Origin of the sequence: Clostridium sp. AN503, assembly GCF_040719375.1 — a bacterium.
Lineage (GTDB): Bacteria > Bacillota > Clostridia > Lachnospirales > Lachnospiraceae > Brotaphodocola.
On sequence record NZ_JBFDTP010000002.1, the window covers coordinates 1646869 to 1667438 of the forward strand.

Annotated in this window: 22 protein-coding genes and 1 tRNA gene; 4 read left to right on the forward strand and 19 right to left on the reverse strand. The window is 47.8% G+C overall.

The window, feature by feature from the left end; genetic code table 11:
* Positions 1-8 precede the first annotated feature (8 nt).
* Positions 9-1892 (forward strand): diguanylate cyclase, encoded by a 1884-nt coding sequence (locus AB1I67_RS14915; protein ID WP_367030658.1) that lies wholly within the window; start codon positions 9-11, stop codon positions 1890-1892.
* Between the two features lie 366 nt (positions 1893-2258).
* Here AB1I67_RS14915 and AB1I67_RS14920 read toward each other — a convergent pair whose 3' ends face one another.
* The 6 genes from AB1I67_RS14920 to AB1I67_RS14945 all read right to left on the reverse strand — a co-directional run bounded on the left by AB1I67_RS14920 (position 2259) and on the right by AB1I67_RS14945 (position 5255).
* Positions 2259-2453, reverse strand: coding sequence for a hypothetical protein (locus tag AB1I67_RS14920; RefSeq protein ID WP_367030659.1), 195 nt, complete (start codon positions 2451-2453; stop codon positions 2259-2261).
* Positions 2450-3457 (reverse strand): hypothetical protein, encoded by a 1008-nt coding sequence (locus AB1I67_RS14925; protein WP_367030660.1) that lies wholly within the window; start codon positions 3455-3457, stop codon positions 2450-2452. The genes AB1I67_RS14920 and AB1I67_RS14925 overlap by 4 nt, the downstream gene beginning before the upstream one ends.
* 447 nt (positions 3458-3904) lie before the next feature.
* Positions 3905-4177, reverse strand: a complete 273-nt coding sequence (locus AB1I67_RS14930; RefSeq protein ID WP_367030661.1) for a hypothetical protein — start codon at positions 4175-4177, stop codon at positions 3905-3907.
* A gap of 257 nt (positions 4178-4434) precedes the next feature.
* Positions 4435-4677, reverse strand: coding sequence for a hypothetical protein (locus AB1I67_RS14935; protein ID WP_367030662.1), 243 nt, complete (start codon positions 4675-4677; stop codon positions 4435-4437).
* A 268-nt stretch (positions 4678-4945) separates the two neighbouring features.
* Positions 4946-5028 (reverse strand) — tRNA-Phe (locus AB1I67_RS14940).
* A gap of 41 nt (positions 5029-5069) precedes the next feature.
* Positions 5070-5255 (reverse strand): hypothetical protein, encoded by a 186-nt coding sequence (locus tag AB1I67_RS14945; protein WP_367030663.1) that lies wholly within the window; start codon positions 5253-5255, stop codon positions 5070-5072.
* A 244-nt stretch (positions 5256-5499) separates the two neighbouring features.
* Between AB1I67_RS14945 and AB1I67_RS14950 the strand changes: the two genes are divergently transcribed.
* The gene (locus tag AB1I67_RS14950; protein WP_367030664.1) at positions 5500-5700 is read left to right on the forward strand and encodes a hypothetical protein; all 201 of its coding nucleotides are present in this window, start codon (positions 5500-5502) and stop codon (positions 5698-5700) included.
* Position 5701: 1 nt separating this feature from the next.
* A complete protein-coding gene (locus AB1I67_RS14955; protein ID WP_367030665.1) occupies positions 5702-6040 on the forward strand; it encodes a hypothetical protein in 339 nt (112 codons plus the stop codon).
* Between the two features lie 320 nt (positions 6041-6360).
* On the opposite strand, the gene AB1I67_RS14960 is transcribed toward AB1I67_RS14955, so the two are convergent.
* The 5 genes from AB1I67_RS14960 to AB1I67_RS14980 form a co-directional block, all read right to left on the reverse strand.
* On the reverse strand, positions 6361-7254 hold the full coding sequence (locus AB1I67_RS14960; RefSeq protein WP_367030666.1) for a hypothetical protein: 894 nt from the start codon (positions 7252-7254) through the stop codon (positions 6361-6363).
* 9 nt (positions 7255-7263) lie between these two features.
* Positions 7264-7530 (reverse strand): hypothetical protein, encoded by a 267-nt coding sequence (locus AB1I67_RS14965; protein WP_367030667.1) that lies wholly within the window; start codon positions 7528-7530, stop codon positions 7264-7266.
* A 9-nt stretch (positions 7531-7539) separates the two neighbouring features.
* Entirely contained in the window at positions 7540-9651 is a 2112-nt protein-coding gene (locus AB1I67_RS14970) for a hypothetical protein (RefSeq protein WP_367030668.1), read from the reverse strand.
* Positions 9652-10024: 373 nt separating this feature from the next.
* Complete coding sequence (locus AB1I67_RS14975; RefSeq protein WP_367030669.1) at positions 10025-11809, reverse strand: LCP family protein; 1785 nt, start codon at positions 11807-11809, stop codon at positions 10025-10027.
* A 35-nt stretch (positions 11810-11844) separates the two neighbouring features.
* Positions 11845-13845 carry an NlpC/P60 family protein gene (locus AB1I67_RS14980; RefSeq protein ID WP_367030670.1) on the reverse strand — a complete coding sequence of 667 codons (2001 nt, stop codon included), beginning with the start codon at positions 13843-13845 and terminating at the stop codon, positions 11845-11847.
* A gap of 488 nt (positions 13846-14333) precedes the next feature.
* On the opposite strand from AB1I67_RS14980, the gene glmS reads away from it, so the two are divergent.
* Positions 14334-16160 (forward strand): glutamine--fructose-6-phosphate transaminase (isomerizing), encoded by a 1827-nt coding sequence (gene glmS, locus AB1I67_RS14985; RefSeq protein WP_367030671.1) that lies wholly within the window; start codon positions 14334-14336, stop codon positions 16158-16160.
* 103 nt (positions 16161-16263) lie between these two features.
* Here glmS and rsfS read toward each other — a convergent pair whose 3' ends face one another.
* The 8 genes from rsfS to rplU all read right to left on the reverse strand — a co-directional run bounded on the left by rsfS (position 16264) and on the right by rplU (position 20552).
* Positions 16264-16620, reverse strand: a complete 357-nt coding sequence (rsfS, locus tag AB1I67_RS14990; RefSeq protein WP_367030672.1) for a ribosome silencing factor — start codon at positions 16618-16620, stop codon at positions 16264-16266.
* A 4-nt stretch (positions 16621-16624) separates the two neighbouring features.
* Positions 16625-17221: a bis(5'-nucleosyl)-tetraphosphatase (symmetrical) YqeK gene (gene yqeK, locus AB1I67_RS14995; protein ID WP_367030673.1), complete on the reverse strand. Its 597-nt coding sequence runs from the start codon at positions 17219-17221 to the stop codon at positions 16625-16627.
* Entirely contained in the window at positions 17214-17843 is a 630-nt protein-coding gene (gene nadD / locus AB1I67_RS15000; RefSeq protein WP_367030674.1) for a nicotinate-nucleotide adenylyltransferase, read from the reverse strand. Before nadD ends, yqeK begins: the two co-directional genes overlap by 8 nt.
* A 38-nt stretch (positions 17844-17881) precedes the next feature.
* Positions 17882-18178, reverse strand: a complete 297-nt coding sequence (gene yhbY, locus AB1I67_RS15005) for a ribosome assembly RNA-binding protein YhbY (RefSeq protein WP_367030675.1) — start codon at positions 18176-18178, stop codon at positions 17882-17884.
* A 12-nt stretch (positions 18179-18190) separates the two neighbouring features.
* The gene (gene obgE / locus AB1I67_RS15010) at positions 18191-19474 is read right to left on the reverse strand and encodes a GTPase ObgE (RefSeq protein WP_367030676.1); all 1284 of its coding nucleotides are present in this window, start codon (positions 19472-19474) and stop codon (positions 18191-18193) included.
* Positions 19475-19605: 131 nt separating this feature from the next.
* The gene (gene rpmA, locus AB1I67_RS15015; protein ID WP_118534195.1) at positions 19606-19896 is read right to left on the reverse strand and encodes a 50S ribosomal protein L27; all 291 of its coding nucleotides are present in this window, start codon (positions 19894-19896) and stop codon (positions 19606-19608) included.
* A 3-nt stretch (positions 19897-19899) separates the two neighbouring features.
* The gene (locus AB1I67_RS15020) at positions 19900-20238 is read right to left on the reverse strand and encodes a ribosomal-processing cysteine protease Prp (protein ID WP_367030677.1); all 339 of its coding nucleotides are present in this window, start codon (positions 20236-20238) and stop codon (positions 19900-19902) included.
* 5 nt (positions 20239-20243) lie between these two features.
* Positions 20244-20552, reverse strand: coding sequence for a 50S ribosomal protein L21 (gene rplU / locus AB1I67_RS15025; protein WP_367030678.1), 309 nt, complete (start codon positions 20550-20552; stop codon positions 20244-20246).
* Between the last annotated feature and the right edge of the window lie 18 nt (positions 20553-20570).

The following is a 20570-nucleotide window of genomic DNA, read 5'->3' on the forward strand; positions in this document are numbered from 1 at the left end:
AAGGATCTATGGGAACTGAAAATAAAAAACATGCTGTGTCACTGGGAATCCGCATTGGAATCGTATTTTTTCTGACTATCCTGATTGTGATAACGGCTGCTTATTTTGTATTACTGCGGAATGTTCAAAATCTGTTTACAGAATATACGATCACCATGGTGGAGGCAATGACGGACCAGGGCGTCGATATGATTGAGACTGAATTAAATACAGGCAAAAGTGAGGCTGTATTTTTAGCAAATGCATTCCAACTTCCAGTACTTAAGGGGGATGAAGCCGGATTTCCGAAACCATATATAGAAGGTGGATATCTGCGGATGGTTTATGTGACACAGGAAAAGGCGGTTGCGTCCGATGGAAGCGTGCGGGATCATATCCAGAGCCGTGCAGATATCCAGACTGCTTTTTCAGGAGAGACTGCGGTCTACGGACCCTATTATAATGCAGAGAATGAATTTGTAGTCTGTTACTCAGCTCCGGTCCGCCAGGAGAACGAGATTGTCGGTGTACTATCTGTTGAGAAAAACGGTTACCGTTTTTGTGAGGTGATCCAGAATATCCGGTTTATCAATTCAGGAGAATCTTATATCATTAATGAAGATGGAACCGATATTGCAGTCAGTGATCCCAACCATATGGAGTGGGTCACGTCACAGTATAATGCGCAGAAGCTGCTTGAAGAAAATGGTGATGAAGAAACCGGTCTTATTCTGGAGCTGGAGCGAAAGGGGCTGAATGGTGAGAGCGGCGTGGGGACCTATTCCTGGGAGGATGGATTGGTTTATGTGTTTTACAGGCCGATCCCGTCCGTAAACTGGGTGCTTCTCGCTGGGATGCGCAGGTCAGAGATCGTGGCTATGACTTATACCGCGTTATTGTCTTCTGTTTCAGATGGGCAGGTACTGGGAATCTGTCTTTTTTTCGTCGTCCTGCTCACGATCCTTATTATTTACTGGATCATATCCAGCATGAAGAAAAATGCGGATATCAATGAGGGACTAAGGCGGATCGCCAATTATGATTCTTTGACCGGATTGCTGAACCGAAACAGTTACCATGCTGTTTTTGATACGCTTCTGAAAGAACAAGGACCTGTTTCCTGTGTCTATGTAGATGTTAACGGACTGCATGAACTCAACAACCATCTGGGACACAGCGCGGGGGATGATATGCTCAAAGCTGTAGCCGGCGAACTGCGGCAAAGATTTCCGCTGGAAGACGTCTACCGCATTGGCGGTGATGAATTTGTCGTTTTGTGCCGTGGAAGGAATATGCAAAAGCTGCAGGCAGAGATGGAGCGGGTACGCCAATCCCTTCATGACCAGAATTATGATATTTCTATCGGAATAGCTTGTTGTGAGGAGGCCGATGAGGTGAACGCGATGCTCCAGGAAGCAGAAGCGGCCATGCAGGAGGATAAAAAGTGGTTCTACCAAAATAATGGAAATGAGCGCAGGATGAGGATCCTGGACGAGAGCCTGAAGCAGACGCTGTTGGAAAAACAGGATGCAGATACGTTTCTCGCTGTCCTGGAGCCTGTATTCAGCGGTGTTTATTTTGTAAATCTCAGTGTGGATACCGTTCGCAGCCTCTATATCCCGGATTATTTTGAAAGCTGTCTCCAGGAGATGGGCCGGAGGTTCAGCAAAGCACTCCTTCTTTATGCGGAACGGAATGTTCTGCCTGAATATCTTCCTTTGTTCCACCAGCTTTGCGACTATCTGAAGCTCGAGGGGATCATGAAAGACGGCAATGCAGAATTTGACTATGAAAAGGTCAATGGCGACCGTCTGCACCTGCGTATCTTAAAGTTCAAGGACTATACTCCCGAACGGCGTGAGACCCTGTGGATCTTTTCTAATGCAGGCAGGCTGAATATGGAGATTGAATAGGAGATGGATAGATTCAGATCTGAGCCTTGGAGAGCTGCACGATATATTATAGTGTAATGTTTCAGTATAAATGGAGGTAAGACAATTGTGTTCGCGTTGTAGAAGAAAGGTTATGTTATATTGGGATGCTGGCTGCTGTATTATAGTATAGGGAAACGCGGATAGTGTAATAGGATTATAGAATATGATTGAGATTTTATTTAAATGAAATATTATGGCTACCAGGCAGGGAAAACCTGGTAGCCATGATTGTGAGTAAATATTGATTCAACTTTTCGTTAAACTCAAGTTGTTCCGAATAGTCGCGGCAAGCGAGTGTGGGAGCGTAGCCGTTACTATTTGGAAAACTAGAATTTAACGAAATAGTTAGTCAACATATAAGATAAGTACATTATCTACAATACAGGAACCAAGTACAGCACGCCATTCAAAACGTTTAATACACCTTTCAGGGGAGCCACCACCCAAATATGTAAGTCCATAGATTCTGTCTTGTTTACGGATAGAAACCTGACCACCTGTTAAATTTAAACCTTTCAAAAGCTGTCCTACATACATCATGCCACCCCCAGTCCATTTGCATCATCAAAAGGCGTTTTCTCATCATCGAGGAGCAAGCGGAAGCCATTGGAGAGCATTTCAATCTTGCTATATTCGATACAACCGCCAGTATAATGCTGGACGCCAGAAATGCGACGCAGAAATGCCCGGTAGGATTCATAATTCTCTATCTGCAATTGACTGTATTGTTGACTTAAGGGCAAATTTGAGATAATATAGACCTTGGTAAAGCAAGCATATTTGTTTGCGTACCTACAAGGCAGTTCGAGGGGGTATCCGTCCAAGTAATTAAGCATATCGCCAATACGCAGACTTGAGCGGAACTCCTCGAACACTACCACATCCTGACCTTTGTAATTGTCAAAAGGATGCAAGTAATCAGTTACGCGAAAGACGTTCTCATATCCGTATCGTTCCATAACACCGCGAGTTTTTCCAGAACCAGTATCACCATAGATGTATGTAACGTCAACATTTCGCCATGTGTTCTTATAGGTCTCCTGCCTGACGGTCTGTCTGGCACGGTCAATCTTATCCATGTGAAGGATATAAGAAGCGTCCTGCTCAAGAATCTCAAAATCTGACATACCATCCTTTATCATGCTGTATAAGTCATCCAAGTCATTCCGCTTTCCCTGTCGTTCAACCGGAACATCACCGAACTCCTCAAAAGTGCCATCAATACAAGTTTCATGTTTCCGGGTATCGAGCCAGCGACCCGTCTTCATAACGTAATCCTTGTTTTGCTGTGCAGTTCCTTTTGCCATTTCAAGATGCGCACCATCGAACCTCTTACGGACAGAAGAGAAGCGAACCACACAAGCACTATGAAGATAAATATGAGTGTGGGGCGTTCCCTCCTCACCAATTTCATCAGACATGCACCAATAGACCGCTTGGCGAAACTCTGTGAGAAGCTCCTTTATCCGGTCGTGTGTGAATCCCTTTTCTACCGGGTTGTTTATCGTTATCTGCCACTTTCTAGAAGCAGTATCTTTTTCCATAAGTTTCTCCCCTTTCTTACAACTTGTAACTTGTAACAGATGTAACATTTTCGTGTTACAAGGTTTAAACCCTTTTAAAACCTAAGTTTGTTGGGTTTGTAACAGAAGTTTGGGGTAATACTAGCCCCAAACTTCCGAAAGACCGCGCCTATGGCGCACAGGCGAGAGCCGACACAACATAAGGATTGATACGGCTTACGCCTACCATGACGAACAAATACAGCGACCGTGTCTGGCACTATGGGGTAATCAAGGCTACGCCTTATGGGGTACGGGGCGCACGATCACAGACCAGAGGGCAGGAGAGTACCAGCCACTAAGGACAGGGTAGACAGCACCGCCCGGAGGGCACCCGGTGCTAGGTTTGTGAAAACCTGTTCGCAAATCAAACATACCAAAAAGAGGGCAGTATATAACCGCCCTCCGAGGAAAGAAATACCGGAATCGTCAGCCGACCTGACGAAGACCGTTAATCTTTTTGATGATGTACTGGACACCAACGTTAGATGCCGCAATACCAACCGCGCCACCAGCAAAAGCGGCAAGGATGATACCGAAGATCGTTACAGTCTTGGCAATCCCTTCACCCGCGATCGTGTTGAAGTCCACAACATCAGCACCAGCTTCCGCAGCCCAAGCACTCATGGTCGGAACGGCAAGCATAACGGCGGTGGATGCAGGAACAGCAAGAGCCTTAGCCTTTTCGATAAGTTTACGCATAACAAAATCCTCCTTTTTATGATATGTTTTTGAATATGTTAGAAATGAAATGCAAGGTGAAGATGAATACAATCACTCCAAGGAACAGATAAATTGCAATCATGATATCACGGAGCCGTTCATTTGTAACCGTAAGTTGTGCATACAGTGCGGCTAAATCGATATCAGCCAGCTCCCCGCCCAAGTCATTGATTAAATCAATCTCATCAGGAAGGGCATCGGAACCAGTCGCGAACACTGTAGAGAGCAGTACGAGGTTACAGGATGATAACATCATCAACACCGCCAAATTTATTGTACTGAACGTCAATGTTCATGCCGGGCTTTAAGCTCGCAACGGATGCCACCGGGTAAGAATCAGAGATCCAGAAAGTTTCTACCTGCTGGCCAACCATGCCCTCACGTCCATCATGAATGGTGTGTAAGCTTGTTCCTTTAACCTGTTTCCCATCCCTTTTTACATAGTCCAACTTCTGAATACCTACTAACTTTGCTTTCATTCTTTCTTCCTCTCTTTCTTATAGGGCTTATTCAGTTGTCAAGGTGGCATATCCGGCGTTTCCATCAACGGATATGATTATCACGGAATCCCTCACGAACGTTTCACAACGGCATGAACAACGCCTAATAACTATCGCTTACACCGAGGGTTTCCGATGCACCCACAACAACCGCTACATTATAGTACAGGAGCCTAAATTTCGTCGCCGTTTGTGTCATGCGGAGGCTTTTACTCGACAAGAACCTGTATTACGCTCTTTGAGCGAATCGGAATGGCAGGAATCGAACCCGCGACTTGCATACCCTGTTTTATGGTGTGCACCGCTGTTTTACCACTAAACTACATTCCGTTAAAGGGGAGAGGGCGGTTAAACCCCCTCAACCATTATTATTAATACTCAATTCCAAGTTCGCAACAAACATCATCAAGCGCTTTCCAATTAGAAACAGAACGTCTCGCAATTTCAGAAGAAGAACCAAAAGTCATAATATCACAAGTACTCCGCACCCACGCTTTTTTAGTTGCCGAACGAATAACATGTAAGATTTCCTCATTTGTCATTTTCTTGTTTTCCATTTCAAATTCCCCTTTCCAAACCTTAATAGTGCATGTTATACTTATCTTGAGATACTAGACCCATTCTCACTACTACGGGATTCCGTTCTTGTTGCTATGGGTATCCTTGTATCTGTAAGGTAAATCATATCTTACCTTACGAATCTATTATATCAAAGTTTAGGCCTAAACACCATTGGCATATTACACAAAGTTTAGGCCTAAGTGTTGTGCAAATTGTTTAGGCCTAAACGCGGAGGCGCATATGAACAAAACAGATAGGAACGAGTACGTAAGAGAATACATCAAAGAAGCATACAAAACTGTTAAAGTCTACATCCGAGAAGAAGAATACTCCGCGATAGTAGAGCACATGAAACAACAGGGGTATACAAAGATGAGCGGTTACATCAAAGACCTCATAAACCGGGATATGGGTTACATGTCAGAAAAGCCGGAGGAGTAGCATGGATTTTATCTTTTGGCTAATATACTTCCTACTAAACGCTTGGTTTTCTATAGAAATAAACTTCAAAGACCCATGGGAGCAACTTATCAGTGTATTTGTTGGTTCTGGAATTTGTTATGCAATTGACAAAATCTTATATACAATTGCATACGAAATAACAGGAGATATTACATCCAAATATGACGGATACCATTATAGAAGTGCGGTACACTGGGGAGTAAGAACTCTATTATTCTTGATTGTAATTTTAATAGGTTCCACAGGACTTTACAGGATAATTTTAGAGCACTTAACCCATCTTGTTTACAAAATTGTAGGAAGTCCATTGCATGTGTAAACAAATGAAATACCAAATATCGCAGTTCCGGAAATTGAACAAGGAATACACAATTCATTGTTAAGGCAATGAGAAAATAATTAAATACATAGTGGCGGAGAGACCATGGACGACCGATAAAACAATCACCAATCCAATGAATATAGACAAAAAACATAGGTCCCAAAACAAGAAATAACCACGCCAATATAGACGCAAAAAAGTTTGAAACAGCTAGTTCCATAAAATATACCTCCAGAATCCATTTATCACCACCAGAGACAGTCACTCGCTGTCTCTGGCTTATTCGCCCCTGTTTGGCGATGTGTGCGCGTCGGGCGTCACTCCGCTCCTTGCTCCGCGCCCCCCTCGCCAAACAGAAGCTCAAACGCCTGCATACGCTTGTTCTTCTCCTTGGTTGCGTCCTCGCTCATGCGTTCCACCTGACGGCTTGTATCGTAGAGGGAGTACAGGTTATCGTCCGCAACGTAGGTGTATATCATGTCGCAATCCTTACGCTTACCGCTGAACTTGGAATCATATTTCGCCTTGGTGTAGAACCTGTTTGTGAAGTGACGGTCGAGGCCAAGAGTATTTTCACAAATGACCACATAGTTGCCCACCCTCCTGACAGCCGTAGGGATATCCTCATAGACTTGCGCAGAGCAGAGGAATTCCATGTTGTATTTCCGGTTGAAGGAGAGCAGAGCACGCAGAGGTTGTGGGAAAGTGCGGGCATCCGAGCCAATCCCGATGTGGATCTCGTCAATGGCTATGATGCAGAGGAGTTTTTTCTTCTTTGCGTACCGGGCCGCTTCTATAATGTCGGGCCAATCACGTATCTGGGTATCCTCACGGGCGTAGTAAAAGTTCGTAGCAATATAGATAGCCTCACGCCCCCAATGCTTAATCTCCCGTTCAATATGAGCGACCATAGAGAGGGTCTTTCCCTCTCCGGGCATAGCAACGTACTGATAGACACCCCAGAACTTACGTGCCTTTAACTCAAAAAAGTCAATCAACACCCACCGGGCAAAATCAATCATCTTGGGTAACTTCTCGGGCTTTCTAAGGGCGCGGGCATAAGAGTTAAACCGGGCGGCAATATACCGCTTTGGGTAGTGCTCTTTGTACCATTTCTTACGCTTTCTAATGCTCTTATGGCGGCTGAAGTACAGGGCTTTTTCCTCAAGGAGGGGAAGTGCTACAGGGGCTTTCTTTTTTCTCTTTTTCATACATACCTCCTATGGAATCAAATCAAATATGCGACGGACAATCCAGTTCACAACGAATATAACAATCTTGGCAAGCTTAATGCCAAAAAGGATACTAAGAATCAAAAACGCATCAGGAACGGGGAAAATCCAATTCATCCTAGCCACCAAATCCGCCAAATAAGCAACCGCATCAACCGCTTTTGACAAGGCACCGTCACCTACTGTAATAGCCGGAAAATAGGTATAGATACAACTGGAAAGCCAACTTAAAAGATTCACAATAATATCTGTCATATTTACCCCCTAACCCACATGGAACTTAACATCGAACATGTCAAGCAATGAGAAAGCAAAACCAAGCCACAGAAGACAAACAAGGATAGAGCGAACTAAAGCGCAATAATCGCTGTAGTCCCTTAAATCCATTGCAACGACTTCATCAGTGCCAAAGTATGGAACCAGATCAGGAGGGACGCGGAACGTGATGACTGCCGGAGTATTTTCAAGCGTATAAGAAACATTATCAAAGATCGCGCCAAATTCAGTTAATACCTCAAAACGACTTGCCAAAGCCTCTTTAAGACCGTCAAAAGCGTCGGAAATAGCCGAGGGGTCAAATGTAAAAAAGTCTGCAATCTGACCGGGAATAGCCTTTATCGCGGCAAGAATCTTATCTAGAATGCCCCAGCCCTCGGGATGGTCGGAGGGGTCTGGATCGGGGTCAGGTGCCGGGTCGGGATCAGGCATTGGATCGGGGTCAGGTGCCGGGTCGGGATCGGGCATTGGGTCGGGATCAGGAACCGGATCGGGGTCAGGCTTCGGTGAAGGATTAATGGAGGGCGTAAACAGTGGTTGCGTAACCGTATCGAGATTTACAACAGGTGCAGAAGATAAATCTGCCCCCGCATCAACAGCGGCATCGACAGCAGTCATTACCTGTCCAATTGAAGTAGCTAAGTCGGGAGAGGGGTATATCTTTATCGATCCGTCCTCCTGAAGCGGTAAACTATCAATAGACTTGGCAGGATTCACATAAGCATTACCAACTTTTTTATCAATAAAATCAGCTGACCCATAAGTAACGCCGTCTTTTACAAATTTGATATTTCCAGAAAAAAAGGTATCCATTGAAGGTGACAACGAATATGTAATAGAACTACCATGGGAAGGTTGATACCATCGGTCAAACGTAAGAATCAGTTTTCCATTAATATCGAATTTAAGTGTGCCGTCATCGTTATATGGCGCATAAATATCAAAAGAACGAGATACGGGACTACTGACCCATTGAGACCCATTCCAAGTAAAAGTAATTGATGTATCAAAAGCGGTTATACTTTCACCACGTTTCGAATACCAGCTAGAAAAGCTTGAATTAAGCCGATTAACAGCCGATGGTTGAGGTTCATAAATAGAATGAAGCTCATCGTATTGGTAGCCAAACGGATAGCCGTAGAAGAATTTAGCTTTACTACCATTTGGAAACAAAAAATCTGTAATATCAAGGCAGTTTTCAAGTCCATAGAACGTATACACATCATACGCTTCATAAGCAACAGAAACCGCAGTAGTGGCGGAAGGATCAGAGGCTAACGATACAAAACCTTTTGATTTCAAAAAGTCTAGCCACTCTGTAGAGATATAATCCGAAACATGTACATTAAACTTATTATTATCAGGTTGATAAAACGTGCTATTAGCCTCAAATGCATGGACAATATAGTTAAAATAATCACAAATAGCCTGATTTAGTTCATTCTGTGCACTATGTGGTTCTGGTTCCTCTAAATGCCCACCAGCTTGGTCAAAAGAATCTTTTATTTGATCAATTAAATCCTGAAGCATCTGTTCTAATTCCATGCGTAATTGTTCATCTGTATTAATAGGATCAGATAGATTAATTATATAGTCAAAATACTTATCCATTATTTCGGCAGTATTATCAATAGTTTCAGTATCATCAAAATCAAGAGAAGGCAAATCTGACAAATCATAATCAGGACAAGCAGTACCAACAGCATAACTAAAATTGCTAACAAGATCAGTCATGGCATAATCAATAAGAATATTCCTCATTGAGCCATCATCATAATAGATATCCTTTGCAGAAATAAGACTTTCAGACCAAGCCTCAACAGACCCCATATTTGTACCTCGCCACATAGATCGCCTAAACTCCCAGATAATCCTGTCCCAGTCAGCTTGAGTAAGACCATAAACACCAGCCGCAGTAGCAACAGTAATAAGCGCATATTGTACAAGTTCATAAGCGGCAATACCAGCAGGAATTGCTATGGCAAAAGCATGGGACTTTATTTTGCCGGAAGGAATAGAAAGCACATCAGAAACCGGGGTAAACACAAGCAAAAGAGCAGATAGTACAACACAAAACATACGATATAATTTTCTTTTCAAAACATCACCTCCAAAGAATCAAAAAGGCTACCAGGGGGAAAACCCCTTGGTAGCCCTATAAGACTTATTCAACTTTTCGTTAAACTATTCTTTCGCGAATAGTTGAAAAACGCTCCTGCCATAGACCACATGAACCCATACAAATATAAAATACGATCTCAACCTTCTATCGCGCTCGTTTTCTGACAAACGTAATCACTCAGAGGAATCTGATTTCCGCATCAGTCTGTTATCCTGGCATCAACAGGGACCAGGGGGACTTGCACTTTGCTGAAAAAGTAATCTATTCAGTTGTTTTATAGCGACTAGTTCACATAAAAATATTATGTGAACTAGTCGCTGCGTCTACACATATATACATCCATATCTGTTTCTATACGCCAGGCCCCTGTTCCTCAGTTGTGCTGCCGCCCTGTCCTGGCCCTTCCAAAGAGCCGGTGGTATGTTCTGGAGTTTCAGTTGTTCCAGGAGTCTCGGAAGTTTCGCTACTGCCGCCATTGTCTACTCCCGGCCCTGTCTGATGGGGACCTCCTTCTTCCACCGTCGGCTGTTCAATAATACCTGAAGTCTGCTGTGTCTCTTCTTCGGTTTCCAATGGTTCGACTGTTGGCTCGGTGGATTCCGTTTCCGTGCTGCTTTCCGGTTCTGTCTCGCTCTCTGCAGTCTCGGATTCTGTCTCCGGAGGGGCTGTTTCACTGGGAGGCGCAGGTGCCTGAGTCTGAGGTTGCTGTCCGCTTCCCTGTCCGCCTCCGCTGTTGCCCTCTGTGCCGATGTTCTTGCCGGATTCCAAATCTTTGCCTGGATCTCCCAGGCCGCTGACCTCTGCAATATGAGCGCTGATCTTTTTTACATCAGCAGAAGGCACGTACTGAGCATTGTCATAAAGAAAACTATGGAGCTGCACCACATTGCTCTCTAACGTAGTAGGTATGACACAGGACTTTTTTCCGATCTTCATTTCCTGATGGGAAAATGGGAATCCGGAGGTCTGTCCGATATAATACTTTTTGGCATTCTTAGCCATGCCGATCAGATCGTCTACCCCTACGCTGGTGGAAATCTGCGGATATACCGCTCCCACCAGTGTCTTTAAGGTATTGAAATCTGCATTTTTGGCCTTTTCCATAGCTTGTCCCAGTACCTTGCGCTGGCGTTCGGTACGGTTGAAATCCGTGTCCATCAGCCTGAGCCTTGCATAGGCCACCGCCTGGACTCCGTCTAAATGGTTCATGCCGCCGTGATCAAGCTGTACAGAGCCGACGCCTGTGGAATTGACGGTCTCGGTGATGAAGGAGTTGATATAAGCAAATTCTTTGTCCGTGATCTCGATATCCACCCCGCCAAGCACGTTTATGGCGTCTACAACGGCTTTCCAGTTGAATGTGGCATAATCGTCTATCTGAAGGTCTAAATTGTCACGGAGGGCGTCTGTGGCCTGTTTGTGGCCCCCCTTGAAATAAGCTTCATTGATCTTGTCGTAGTCATCTTTCTGGTCAATCCTTAAGTAACTGTCGCGGAATACTGAGACCAGACGGATCTCACCGGTCTTTTTGTTGATGCTGCAGAGCATTTCCACATCGGACAGTGCGCCTTTTCCTACATTGCCGTCACGGGAATCCACACCATATACGGCGATGGTCCAATAGCTGTCATCGCGGACCCACTGGAATGTAAGGTATCCGGCAAAGATCACAGCAGCCAGAAGGAGCGCCTTTAAAAACCCCTTTTTCTTCTTCCTCTTTTTACCGCTCTGGGCAGAGGCGTTCTGCCGGTTCTTTGCGGTACCTGGCTGGACTTTTTTCTGCCGCAGGGGATTTTCCTTTTTCACAGGACTGGCAGCCATGTTCCTGCCGCCGCGTATGGTTCCGCGTTTCTCCCGAAAGGAAGGCGCAGAAATCTCATCTTCCTCATCGTAACCATCGTAATCGTCGTAATCGTCATAGTAATCCTGTCCGCCGGCTTCGTCTTCATCCAGATCGAACTCCTCAAAATCCATATCGTCGTCATCTGCGTCGTATTCCACATCATCTACGTTGTCGTAGACGCGGAATGCAGGCTTTCCTCTGCGGGGCGCAGGCTGCAGCCCGTTCTTTTTTCTCTGCCGTCTGGCACGCAGGCGGTCAAGCTCATCCTCATAAGGATTATCATCATATCGCATGAACTGTTTTCCTCTCCACAAAATAAACTCAAGAATTAATCTACAAGCTTCCGGTAATATTGCCAGTTGGCGTCACGGACCGCAACTGTGACATTGTTGACGGCCGCGCTGCTCTCATGGATGCATCTTATCTTTCCGTCTGCTGTCCAGCCCAGGAACATGATGACGTGGGCGTCCGCGCCTGTGCGCACAATGATATCGCCTGGCTGCAATTCATTTCTCTGGATCCTGGTTCCGGTGACAGCAAGACCGGAGGTGCTCTCATAGGGCAGGCGCCTTCCGGTCACAGACCAGTAGACCCAGTTGATCCAGCCGGAGCAGTCCAGTCCTTTGTAAACCCTGCCTTTGTAATCCGGCGTAACCAGTACGCCGAAGCTGTTGGATGCATAGTTGGGGGCAGATGGTTTCCCACCCCAGTAATAAGGCACCCTCCCTACAGAATTCAAAGCAAAACGGATAATGTCTGTCCGCGTCTGGGACAGATCTGGGGGAAGCTGTGCCATATACGCCTCGATCTCCGCTTCTGTCAATGGATTGCGTGCGGAAATGGAGGAGACGGTAAGACCATATTTCCCAAACCAGTCCTGGCTGCTCAAAAGACGTGCGGAGGCTTTTGTGTACTGGTTCCAGCCCTGCCAGCCATCTTCCTCAAAATTGGCTTTGTCGCCGCCAATGTTGTCTATTTCAAACAGGTTGTTCTCTTCGTCGAGTCCAATGATCTTCATATGGATGACCAGATCGACGTGTCCCGGACAGTCTGTAAGCGTTTCGGTTGTTTCCATTTCGCCGCCAGCACCAGATGGAGTATCAGAAGCGTCAGCGTCGGCTGGAGTTGCCTCTGATGTGCTGTCAGTTGAGCTGCTTTCTTCCGGAGACAGCGTATTGCCCTCAGCAGAAGCAGATTCTACCGCAGACGTCTCTGTGTTTTCCGGGGCTGCTGCAGGAGTTTCCACTGCGGAGGCGGTCTCTTTTAAGTTTCTCCGCGAAACGATCACTCCGGAGGTGCTCTCCGGCACAGTTTCTTGGGACGCCGCCGCTCGGGACGCTTCCGCCTCTGATTCAGCTTCTGATTCAGCCGCTTCGGATGCTTTCTCTGCTGTGGTCTTTCCAGCCAGGATGACTGAGGCTGAGGCAGATGTGGAAGCCCCGGCGCTGTTGTCACTGTCAGTTTCTATACTGTCAGAAACACTTTCTGAGGACTCTGAGGATTCATAAAGAGGCAGTCCCAGCGCTTCTGCTTTTGCTTCTGCCTCCAGTTCCTCCATCTCTTTGCGCTCCGCATCCTCACTCATGCAGCCGGAGCAGTAATAAACCTCGCTCATGCTGACCGTATAAGAATGGGAAAGCTCCCAGAGATTTTTGGAGTAGGAAAGAAACAGATCGTAATCCTCCACGCCTTTAAAATATGTATACAGGTTGGCCATGGACATGATCTCAAGGACATTGGAATACGGTGTGATGGGATTGCCGTCGCCGTTCTGCGCAGTCATGCGGATATTCTTGAAAGTATTGATGGTCCAGGTACTGGGATCTTTCAGGTCATGGCGGCTGTCCTTGGGATTGTAACGCCCCATAACGGATTTGCCTGACTTCCCGAGCCGTGCAGCCATCTGAGCCGGTGTCACATCGGAAAAATCATAGATCCCGCTGATCCATTCCTCATCGTGAGTCATCAGGATCTTAAATGCCTCTCCTGCCAGGCTTTTTGTCATGTCACTCTGGTCGGCTCCCTCCGGAAAAAAATGGGCCAGGTTCAATTCACCGGGAGTAGGCCTCCACTCCTCTTCTGCCGCGGTAGTTTCCATCACGATCTTTGCCGTGGTCTCGGTCTCCCACTCTGAGTCCGGGAATGCAGGGGCATCTTCGGACGCCAGGGCCGTCTGGATATTGTTTGGGACATAAAAATAGGCGCCTGCTGCCGATCCGGCTCCGAGCACCAGCATAAGGCCTGCTGCAGCCCATTTCTTTCTATAGCGAAGCATGAAACGGACCAACCGTCTCATGGATTCTTCTGTTTGATCCTTATCAAAATTCATTGTATATACACCTTACTCCAGTTTATTCAATATCATATTGTAACATAGAAGAAAAGGGAAAAACAGAGACAAACCTTTAATATTTACTTAAGAAACCGGAATATTTTTCACAATTGACGAATCACAGGCCATGGGCTATAATAGACCCAATCTGTGCGAGGGAGGAACAGAAGTCTATAGCAAAGCTAAGCGCCATGCACCTTTTGGCTGTCCGTGATCAGCCGCACCCTGCGGCTTTGGCCAGAAAGGTTAACGAGGTGGAGAGAGAATCGAATGTTCGGCGGGTGCTCTCCCATGCCCGCTCCGGGCGTGTTATATCCTGATAAATATGCGGGTGACCGCAAAACAAAGACAGGATAACCGGAGTCTTGTTTTTCCAGAATCAAAACTGAAGATATGATGTTCAGGCTGTCTATGAAGATGGCTTCCCTTTTATTTGCTCAAAATATCGAGATTATGAAACCAACAATGGAAAGGAAATAGAGATTATGTGTGGAATTATTGGATATTCAGGGCCGCTGGATGCCCGCAAAGTACTGTTGGAGGGACTGTCAGGACTGGAATACCGTGGGTATGACAGTGCAGGAGTTGCACTCTGCATGGAAGATTCAACCATCTGTCTGGCAAAGAAGGTGGGGAAGGTCAGGTCGCTGAAAGATTACTGCAGTGAATATATCACGGGAGGTTCCCACAGCGGTATTGGTCATACCCGATGGGCCACCCACGGCGGCGTTACCGACGAAAATGCCCATCCGCACCGGGCGGGGAATGTAACTCTGATCCATAACGGTATTATTGAAAACTATCATGCCCTGACGGAGCGGTTTGGGCTTGCGGGGCGGCTGGTCTCCCAGACGGACAGCGAGGTGGCCGCATGGGTTCTGGATGCTATCTATACTGGTGATCCGCTTATGGCAATCCGGGAATTGAAAGGGCTGCTGGAGGGCTCCTACAGCTTCTGTATCCTGTTTGACGACCAGCCCGGCGCAGTCTACGCCATGCGCAGCGTCAGCCCGCTGGTGGCCTCCTATACCCATGCGGGTGCCATGATCGCATCGGACCTGACAGCCCTGATCCCCTACACCAATCAGTACTTCGTGGTACCGGAGAACCATATTGTCAAGCTGACGCCTTACAAGGTCCATGTATATGCGCTGGAGGATGGATTTCCCAAGGTATACCCTGAGATCATGACCGTCAACTGGAATATGGACGCTGCCATGAAGAACGGGTTTCCTCATTTTATGATGAAAGAGATCCACGAACAGCCGGAGGCGATGAAAAACACGATCCTGCCACGCCTGAACAAAGGACTGCCGGATTTTACAGAAGATCAGATCCCCGACCATATTTTTGAAACATGCAGCCGGATCCATATTGTCGCGTGTGGGACGGCTATGCATGCAGGTATGGTGGCAAGGGCTGTGATGGAGCCGATCCTGAGGATTCCGGTCACGGTCTCGATCGCATCCGAGTTCCGCTATGAGGAACCCCTGATCGATGAGAAGACTCTGGTCATCATCATTTCCCAGTCAGGCGAGACCATCGACACCCTGGCGGCCTTAAGACTGTCCAGGCAGTACGGTTCCACGACCCTCGCCGTTGTCAATGTGAAGGGGTCTACCATAGCAAGAGAAAGCGACTATGTGCTCTACACACATGCCGGTCCGGAGATCGCAGTGGCGAGCACCAAAGCATACTCGGTGCAGCTGGCGGCCCTCTACATGATAGGCTGTAAGCTGGCTCTGGTCAGAGGCTGTTATACGCCGCAGCAGGCAGCCGGGTTCCTGACGGACCTGCTGGACGCCATACCTGCCATGGAAATGATGTTGTCGAAGCAGGAACTCATAAAAGAGATCGTGACCCACTTGATCCAGAGTCCGGACGCATTTTTTATCGGACGGGGGTTAGACTACGCATTTTCACTGGAAGGAGCCTTGAAGCTCAAAGAGATATCCTATATCCATGCGGAGGCCTACGCAGCCGGAGAACTGAAGCATGGGACCATAGCACTGATCTCTGACCAGGTCCCGGTGATCGCGATTGCCACCCAGGAGCATGTGTTTGCAAAGACCATATCCAATATCCGTGAAGTGAGGGCCAGAGGCGCCTTTGTGATCCTGCTGACTAAAGAGAGCTCCCTGGTGGATGAAGGGGTGGCGGATATCTGCCTCAGAATCCCAGACGTGAACGATCGTTTTACGGTATTTCCGATCGCGGTAGCGCTGCAGTTTATTGCCTACTACGCTTCCATTGGAAAGAATCTGGATGTGGACCAGCCACGGAATCTGGCAAAATCAGTTACAGTGGAATAAATAATGATATAAAGACAGACAGAAAAGACGGGAACCCCGGATCAGGTTCCCGCCTTTTTCTGCCTGTGAAATGATGAATCCCTTAAATATAACACAGCGATGTTCAGTTTTTAAATTCATCCAGCTCCACAACCCGTCCGTCTCTCCAGATCCGTTCCAGATCATAGAACAGCCGGTCTTCCCTGCAGAACACGTGGACAATGATATCGCCGTAGTCCATCAAGATCCAGTTGGCGCTCTGATAGCCCTCCACCTGTCTGCAGTGGTAACCCGCTTTGCCCAGGACTTCCTCTACATTGTCAGTCATGGCCTGTACCTGGCTGGTATTGGAACCGCTGGCAATCAGGAAATAATCAGCAAGCACGGATACTTCGTGGATGTCGATCACACGGATGTCCTCCCCCTTCTTGTCCTCCAGTGCGCCGATCGCCAGTTTTACCATCTCTTTCGCCTGATCCATATTGTCATTCTCCTTTCTGTAACCCTGCCTGGGTAAGCTTTTCAAAATATACAAAGGTCTGCTGCGTCACAGGATCTACGCTGCCGCCTTTTTTCTTTAGATATTCCAGGGTGCCTGCCAGGATCTCATACATGGCCCGGTCCAGGTCCTGAAAGGCCAGATACCGCATCTGAGGCAGATTGGCCGCTTTGTCCCGCCGCGGTTCAATATAGTCTGCGATATACAGGATCTTGTCCAACATCCCCATACCTGGCTTTCCTGTGGTGTGGCAGCCGATAGCAGAAAGAATCTCCTGATCCTTGATACCGAATTTGTTTTCAGCCATCCATGCGCCGTATTTGGCATGGATCACGGATGGAGCCTTCAACTGCCCTTCCGTCAGCACAATGCCGTGCTTTTCACACCGGGCGATCAGCTCGTTGTCCGTAAAACGTTTGGCACAGTCGTGCATCAGCCCGGCCAGCTCCGCCTTGTCGATATCGTATCCGTAACGCATTGCCAGAGCCACGCAGATAAACGATACGCTCAGAGAATGCTCATAGCGCATAGGGTCCAGTCTGGACTTTAACTGCTTTCGAAATGTAATGATCTGTTCATTCATAATAAGCCTCCGCCTGCTCCCGGTACATGCCGTGTTCTTCGATATACTGTTCTACCGGGCCTGGCACGTATTTGAATATTTTTTTACCGCGTGCTTCCATCTCCCGCAGTTCCCCGGAGGATATATCCACCTCCTCACAGTGAAGCCTGCGGATATCCGCTCCATATCTCGCCCTTAAAGCCGCGATCTGTTCATCAATGGTGCAGCGGGCGTCCTCGTACTCCCTCCCTGCAACCAGAAGTGTGGTCTGCTCCATCACCTCTTCCGGGTGGTACCACTTCTCGATCTCGTATAGGGAATCCGCTCCGATGATGAAAAAGAAACGATGCTGTGGATACGCCTCTGAAAGCAGTCTCAAGGTCTGTGCCGTGTAGGTGTTTCCTGGACGCCTCGCCTCAAAATCCGAGAACCTGAAATATGGATAATCCGCGATCGCCAGACGGACCATCTCACACCGTTCTTTCACATCGGTCACATGGTGGTCTGTCTTATGGGGCGGGTTGCCCGACGGCATGAACCACACCTCAGCCAGATTGTATTCCTGAAAAGCCTGCTTTCCAAGGAGCAGGTGTCCGTTGTGGATGGGATCAAACGTTCCGCCCATGATACCGATATCCGCCATGGCCTCAGACACTCCTTCTTAATCTATGATCAAACTTGTTATTTTGGCAGCACGATCTTCCGCTTTGCCTCGTCCTTTGCAGGCCTGTAAAGGACGATCTTTTTCCCGATGACCTGCACAACCTCTGAATGGGTGCGCTCCGCCAGCACTTCCGCGATAGAACGCCCGTCATCCAGGCAGTTTTTCAGCACGGTGATCTTGATCAGTTCCCGCGCCTCAAGGGCTTCCGCGATCGCAGCGGTGATCTCCGGCGTTACGCTGGACTTGCCGATCTGAAAGATGGGGTCCATGGTCATCGCCAGTCCCTTGAGATAAGATCTCTGTTTACTCGTCATGTTGCTCTCCTCTTATTTGTAATAATCAAACGCCAGCCCGTACATGCGGACCGTATCGCCCTCCTGGATGCCCGCAGCTTCTAACTCCTCCAGGATACCGCTCTCTTTTAAGAAATTCTGGAAGAATACAAAGCCCTTCTCGGACTCTAAATTGGTGTAGCCCAGCATCTTTTCGATGCGCGGCCCTTCCACAACAAATGCGCCGTCCTCGTCACGCTCCACCGTGTAAGGCAGGTTCCGGTCTCCGGCATACTCGATCTGGAACTCTTTTTCAAAGATCACCGGCTCAAGATCCACTGTCTGTAAAAGCTCATGGACTGCGTACAGCAGTTCCTTCACGCCCTTTCCGCTGACTGCGGAGATGGGGAATACCTTAATGCCCTGAGGCTCAAACTCCCTGCGAAGGATCTCTACCGGGTCCTCGTCTCCGGGATATACGGCGTCCATCTTGTTGGCTGCGATCACCATCGGTCGTTCCATGAGAGCCGGATTGTATGCCTCAAGCTCCGCATTGATCGCACGGATATCTGCCACCGGATCGCGTCCTTCAGTCCCGGCTGCGTCCACCACATGCACCAGCACGCGGCACCGTTCGATATGACGCAGGAAATCGTGTCCAAGTCCGACTCCCTGGGAAGCGCCCTCGATCAGTCCCGGAATATCAGCCATGACAAAGCCCGCTCCGCCGTCCAGATCCACAACGCCCAGATGGGGATTCAGCGTAGTGAAATGGTAATTGGCGATCTTGGGCTTTGCGTTGGAGACGCGGGAAAGCAGGGTGGACTTTCCGACATTGGGGAAGCCTACCAGACCTACATCCGCGATCACCTTTAACTCCAACTGCACCCAAAGCTCATGACCCGGCTGGCCCGGCTGTGCGTATTTGGGTGCCTGCATGGTCGGGGTGGCAAAGTTCATATTGCCCAGACCGCCCTTACCTCCCCGTAAGATCACTTCTCTTTTATTGTCACCGGACATATCTGCGATGACCTTGCCGGTCTCGAAGTCCTTGATAACGGTCCCTTCAGGAACCTTGACTACCAGATTCTCCGCGTTGGCGCCGTGACACCGCTTCTTTCCGCCTTGTTCTCCGTCTCGTGCGGCATATTTCCTTACATGCCGAAAGTCTGTCAGGGTATTTAAACCGGGATCCACCTCAAAGATCACATCTCCGCCTTTGCCGCCGTCCCCGCCGTCAGGTCCGCCTGCCGGTACGAACAGCTCCTTGCGGAAGCTCACATGGCCGTCCCCGCCTTTGCCTGATTTAATAAAAATTTTTGCACTGTCTGCAAACATGGATACACCTAGATCCTTTCTGTCAAAAAACGTTCCAATCCGCCCCAGGCGTAAGGCCCGGGCGACCCGCCGCAAACGGCGAGTGAAAAAAGGCTTCATACTAAGTATCAGTATGAAGCCTGTCAGTCAAATTATTCGTTGATTGTTCTCGGGTAAACAGAAACCTGCTTTTTGTCTCTGCCCTTTCTCTCAAATCTCACAACACCGTCTACAGTAGCAAACAGGGTATCATCACCGCCGCGTCCTACGTTCAGACCCGGATGGATCTTGGTGCCGCGCTGTCTGTAAAGAATGTTGCCAGCCAATACGAACTGACCGTCTGCTCTCTTGGCGCCCAGTCTCTTGGACTCGGAATCTCTGCCGTTCTTCGTGGAGCCTACACCCTTTTTATGAGCGAATAACTGAAGGTTCATCTTAAACATCTCTTACACCTCCTTAAATCGAATTTTTATATACGGTTCTCCATATGCCTCCTCGATATCCTGCAAACCAAATACCAGAGAATTCATAAGAAGTGTCGCTTCCTGACTCACATCACCGGTAAAGCGAAAACGGAATAACCCGGACTGCTCGTCCTCCTCCGCGTCAAATGCAGTGTCCGTGAAATGCTCCACGGAATTTGCCATATTGAGCGTCAGGGCGGACACGGCGGAGCATACAAGCTCCTGTCCCTCCTGATGGTCATCAGCATAACCTGCATGACCGAGAAGTTCAATCCCGATATAGTGATGTCCTGAACCGACCAATACGGTTACGTTAATCATGGTAATTAAGCGTTGATCTTGTCGATCTTGATCTGGGTATAGAGCTGTCTGTGACCATTTTTCTTATGGTATCCAGATTTTCTCTTATACTTGTAAACAATCACTTTTTTCGCTTTTGCTTCCTTAACTACGGTTCCGGAAACGGTCGCGCCGGCTACAGTCGGGCATCCGATGGATAACTCACCGTTGTTAACAGCAAGAACCTGGTCAAACGTAACGGTTTCGCCAGCGTCCACACCAAGTTTTTCAACCTTAATGATATCGCCTTCTGCTACTCTGTACTGCTTACCACCTGTTGCAATAATTGCGTACATATGGCACCTCCTATTATC

What these genes read in the sequence shown, in the direction of transcription:
- AB1I67_RS14915 (WP_367030658.1), top strand. Translation starts at nt 9, where the DNA reads ATGGGAACTGAAAATAAAAAACATGCTGTGTCACTGGGAATCCGCATT.
- AB1I67_RS14920 (WP_367030659.1), bottom strand. Translation starts at nt 2,453, where the DNA reads ATGATGTATGTAGGACAGCTTTTGAAAGGTTTAAATTTAACAGGTGGT.
- AB1I67_RS14925 (WP_367030660.1), bottom strand. Translation starts at nt 3,457, where the DNA reads ATGGAAAAAGATACTGCTTCTAGAAAGTGGCAGATAACGATAAACAAC.
- AB1I67_RS14930 (WP_367030661.1), bottom strand. Translation starts at nt 4,177, where the DNA reads ATGCGTAAACTTATCGAAAAGGCTAAGGCTCTTGCTGTTCCTGCATCC.
- AB1I67_RS14935 (WP_367030662.1), bottom strand. Translation starts at nt 4,677, where the DNA reads ATGAAAGCAAAGTTAGTAGGTATTCAGAAGTTGGACTATGTAAAAAGG.
- AB1I67_RS14945 (WP_367030663.1), bottom strand. Translation starts at nt 5,255, where the DNA reads ATGGAAAACAAGAAAATGACAAATGAGGAAATCTTACATGTTATTCGT.
- AB1I67_RS14950 (WP_367030664.1), top strand. Translation starts at nt 5,500, where the DNA reads ATGAACAAAACAGATAGGAACGAGTACGTAAGAGAATACATCAAAGAA.
- AB1I67_RS14955 (WP_367030665.1), top strand. Translation starts at nt 5,702, where the DNA reads ATGGATTTTATCTTTTGGCTAATATACTTCCTACTAAACGCTTGGTTT.
- AB1I67_RS14960 (WP_367030666.1), bottom strand. Translation starts at nt 7,254, where the DNA reads ATGAAAAAGAGAAAAAAGAAAGCCCCTGTAGCACTTCCCCTCCTTGAG.
- AB1I67_RS14965 (WP_367030667.1), bottom strand. Translation starts at nt 7,530, where the DNA reads ATGACAGATATTATTGTGAATCTTTTAAGTTGGCTTTCCAGTTGTATC.
- AB1I67_RS14975 (WP_367030669.1), bottom strand. Translation starts at nt 11,809, where the DNA reads ATGCGATATGATGATAATCCTTATGAGGATGAGCTTGACCGCCTGCGT.
- AB1I67_RS14980 (WP_367030670.1), bottom strand. Translation starts at nt 13,845, where the DNA reads ATGAATTTTGATAAGGATCAAACAGAAGAATCCATGAGACGGTTGGTC.
- glmS (WP_367030671.1), top strand. Translation starts at nt 14,334, where the DNA reads ATGTGTGGAATTATTGGATATTCAGGGCCGCTGGATGCCCGCAAAGTA.
- rsfS (WP_367030672.1), bottom strand. Translation starts at nt 16,620, where the DNA reads ATGGATCAGGCGAAAGAGATGGTAAAACTGGCGATCGGCGCACTGGAG.
- yqeK (WP_367030673.1), bottom strand. Translation starts at nt 17,221, where the DNA reads ATGAATGAACAGATCATTACATTTCGAAAGCAGTTAAAGTCCAGACTG.
- nadD (WP_367030674.1), bottom strand. Translation starts at nt 17,843, where the DNA reads ATGGCGGATATCGGTATCATGGGCGGAACGTTTGATCCCATCCACAAC.
- yhbY (WP_367030675.1), bottom strand. Translation starts at nt 18,178, where the DNA reads ATGACGAGTAAACAGAGATCTTATCTCAAGGGACTGGCGATGACCATG.
- obgE (WP_367030676.1), bottom strand. Translation starts at nt 19,474, where the DNA reads ATGTTTGCAGACAGTGCAAAAATTTTTATTAAATCAGGCAAAGGCGGG.
- rpmA (WP_118534195.1), bottom strand. Translation starts at nt 19,896, where the DNA reads ATGTTTAAGATGAACCTTCAGTTATTCGCTCATAAAAAGGGTGTAGGC.
- AB1I67_RS15020 (WP_367030677.1), bottom strand. Translation starts at nt 20,238, where the DNA reads ATGATTAACGTAACCGTATTGGTCGGTTCAGGACATCACTATATCGGG.
- rplU (WP_367030678.1), bottom strand. Translation starts at nt 20,552, where the DNA reads ATGTACGCAATTATTGCAACAGGTGGTAAGCAGTACAGAGTAGCAGAA.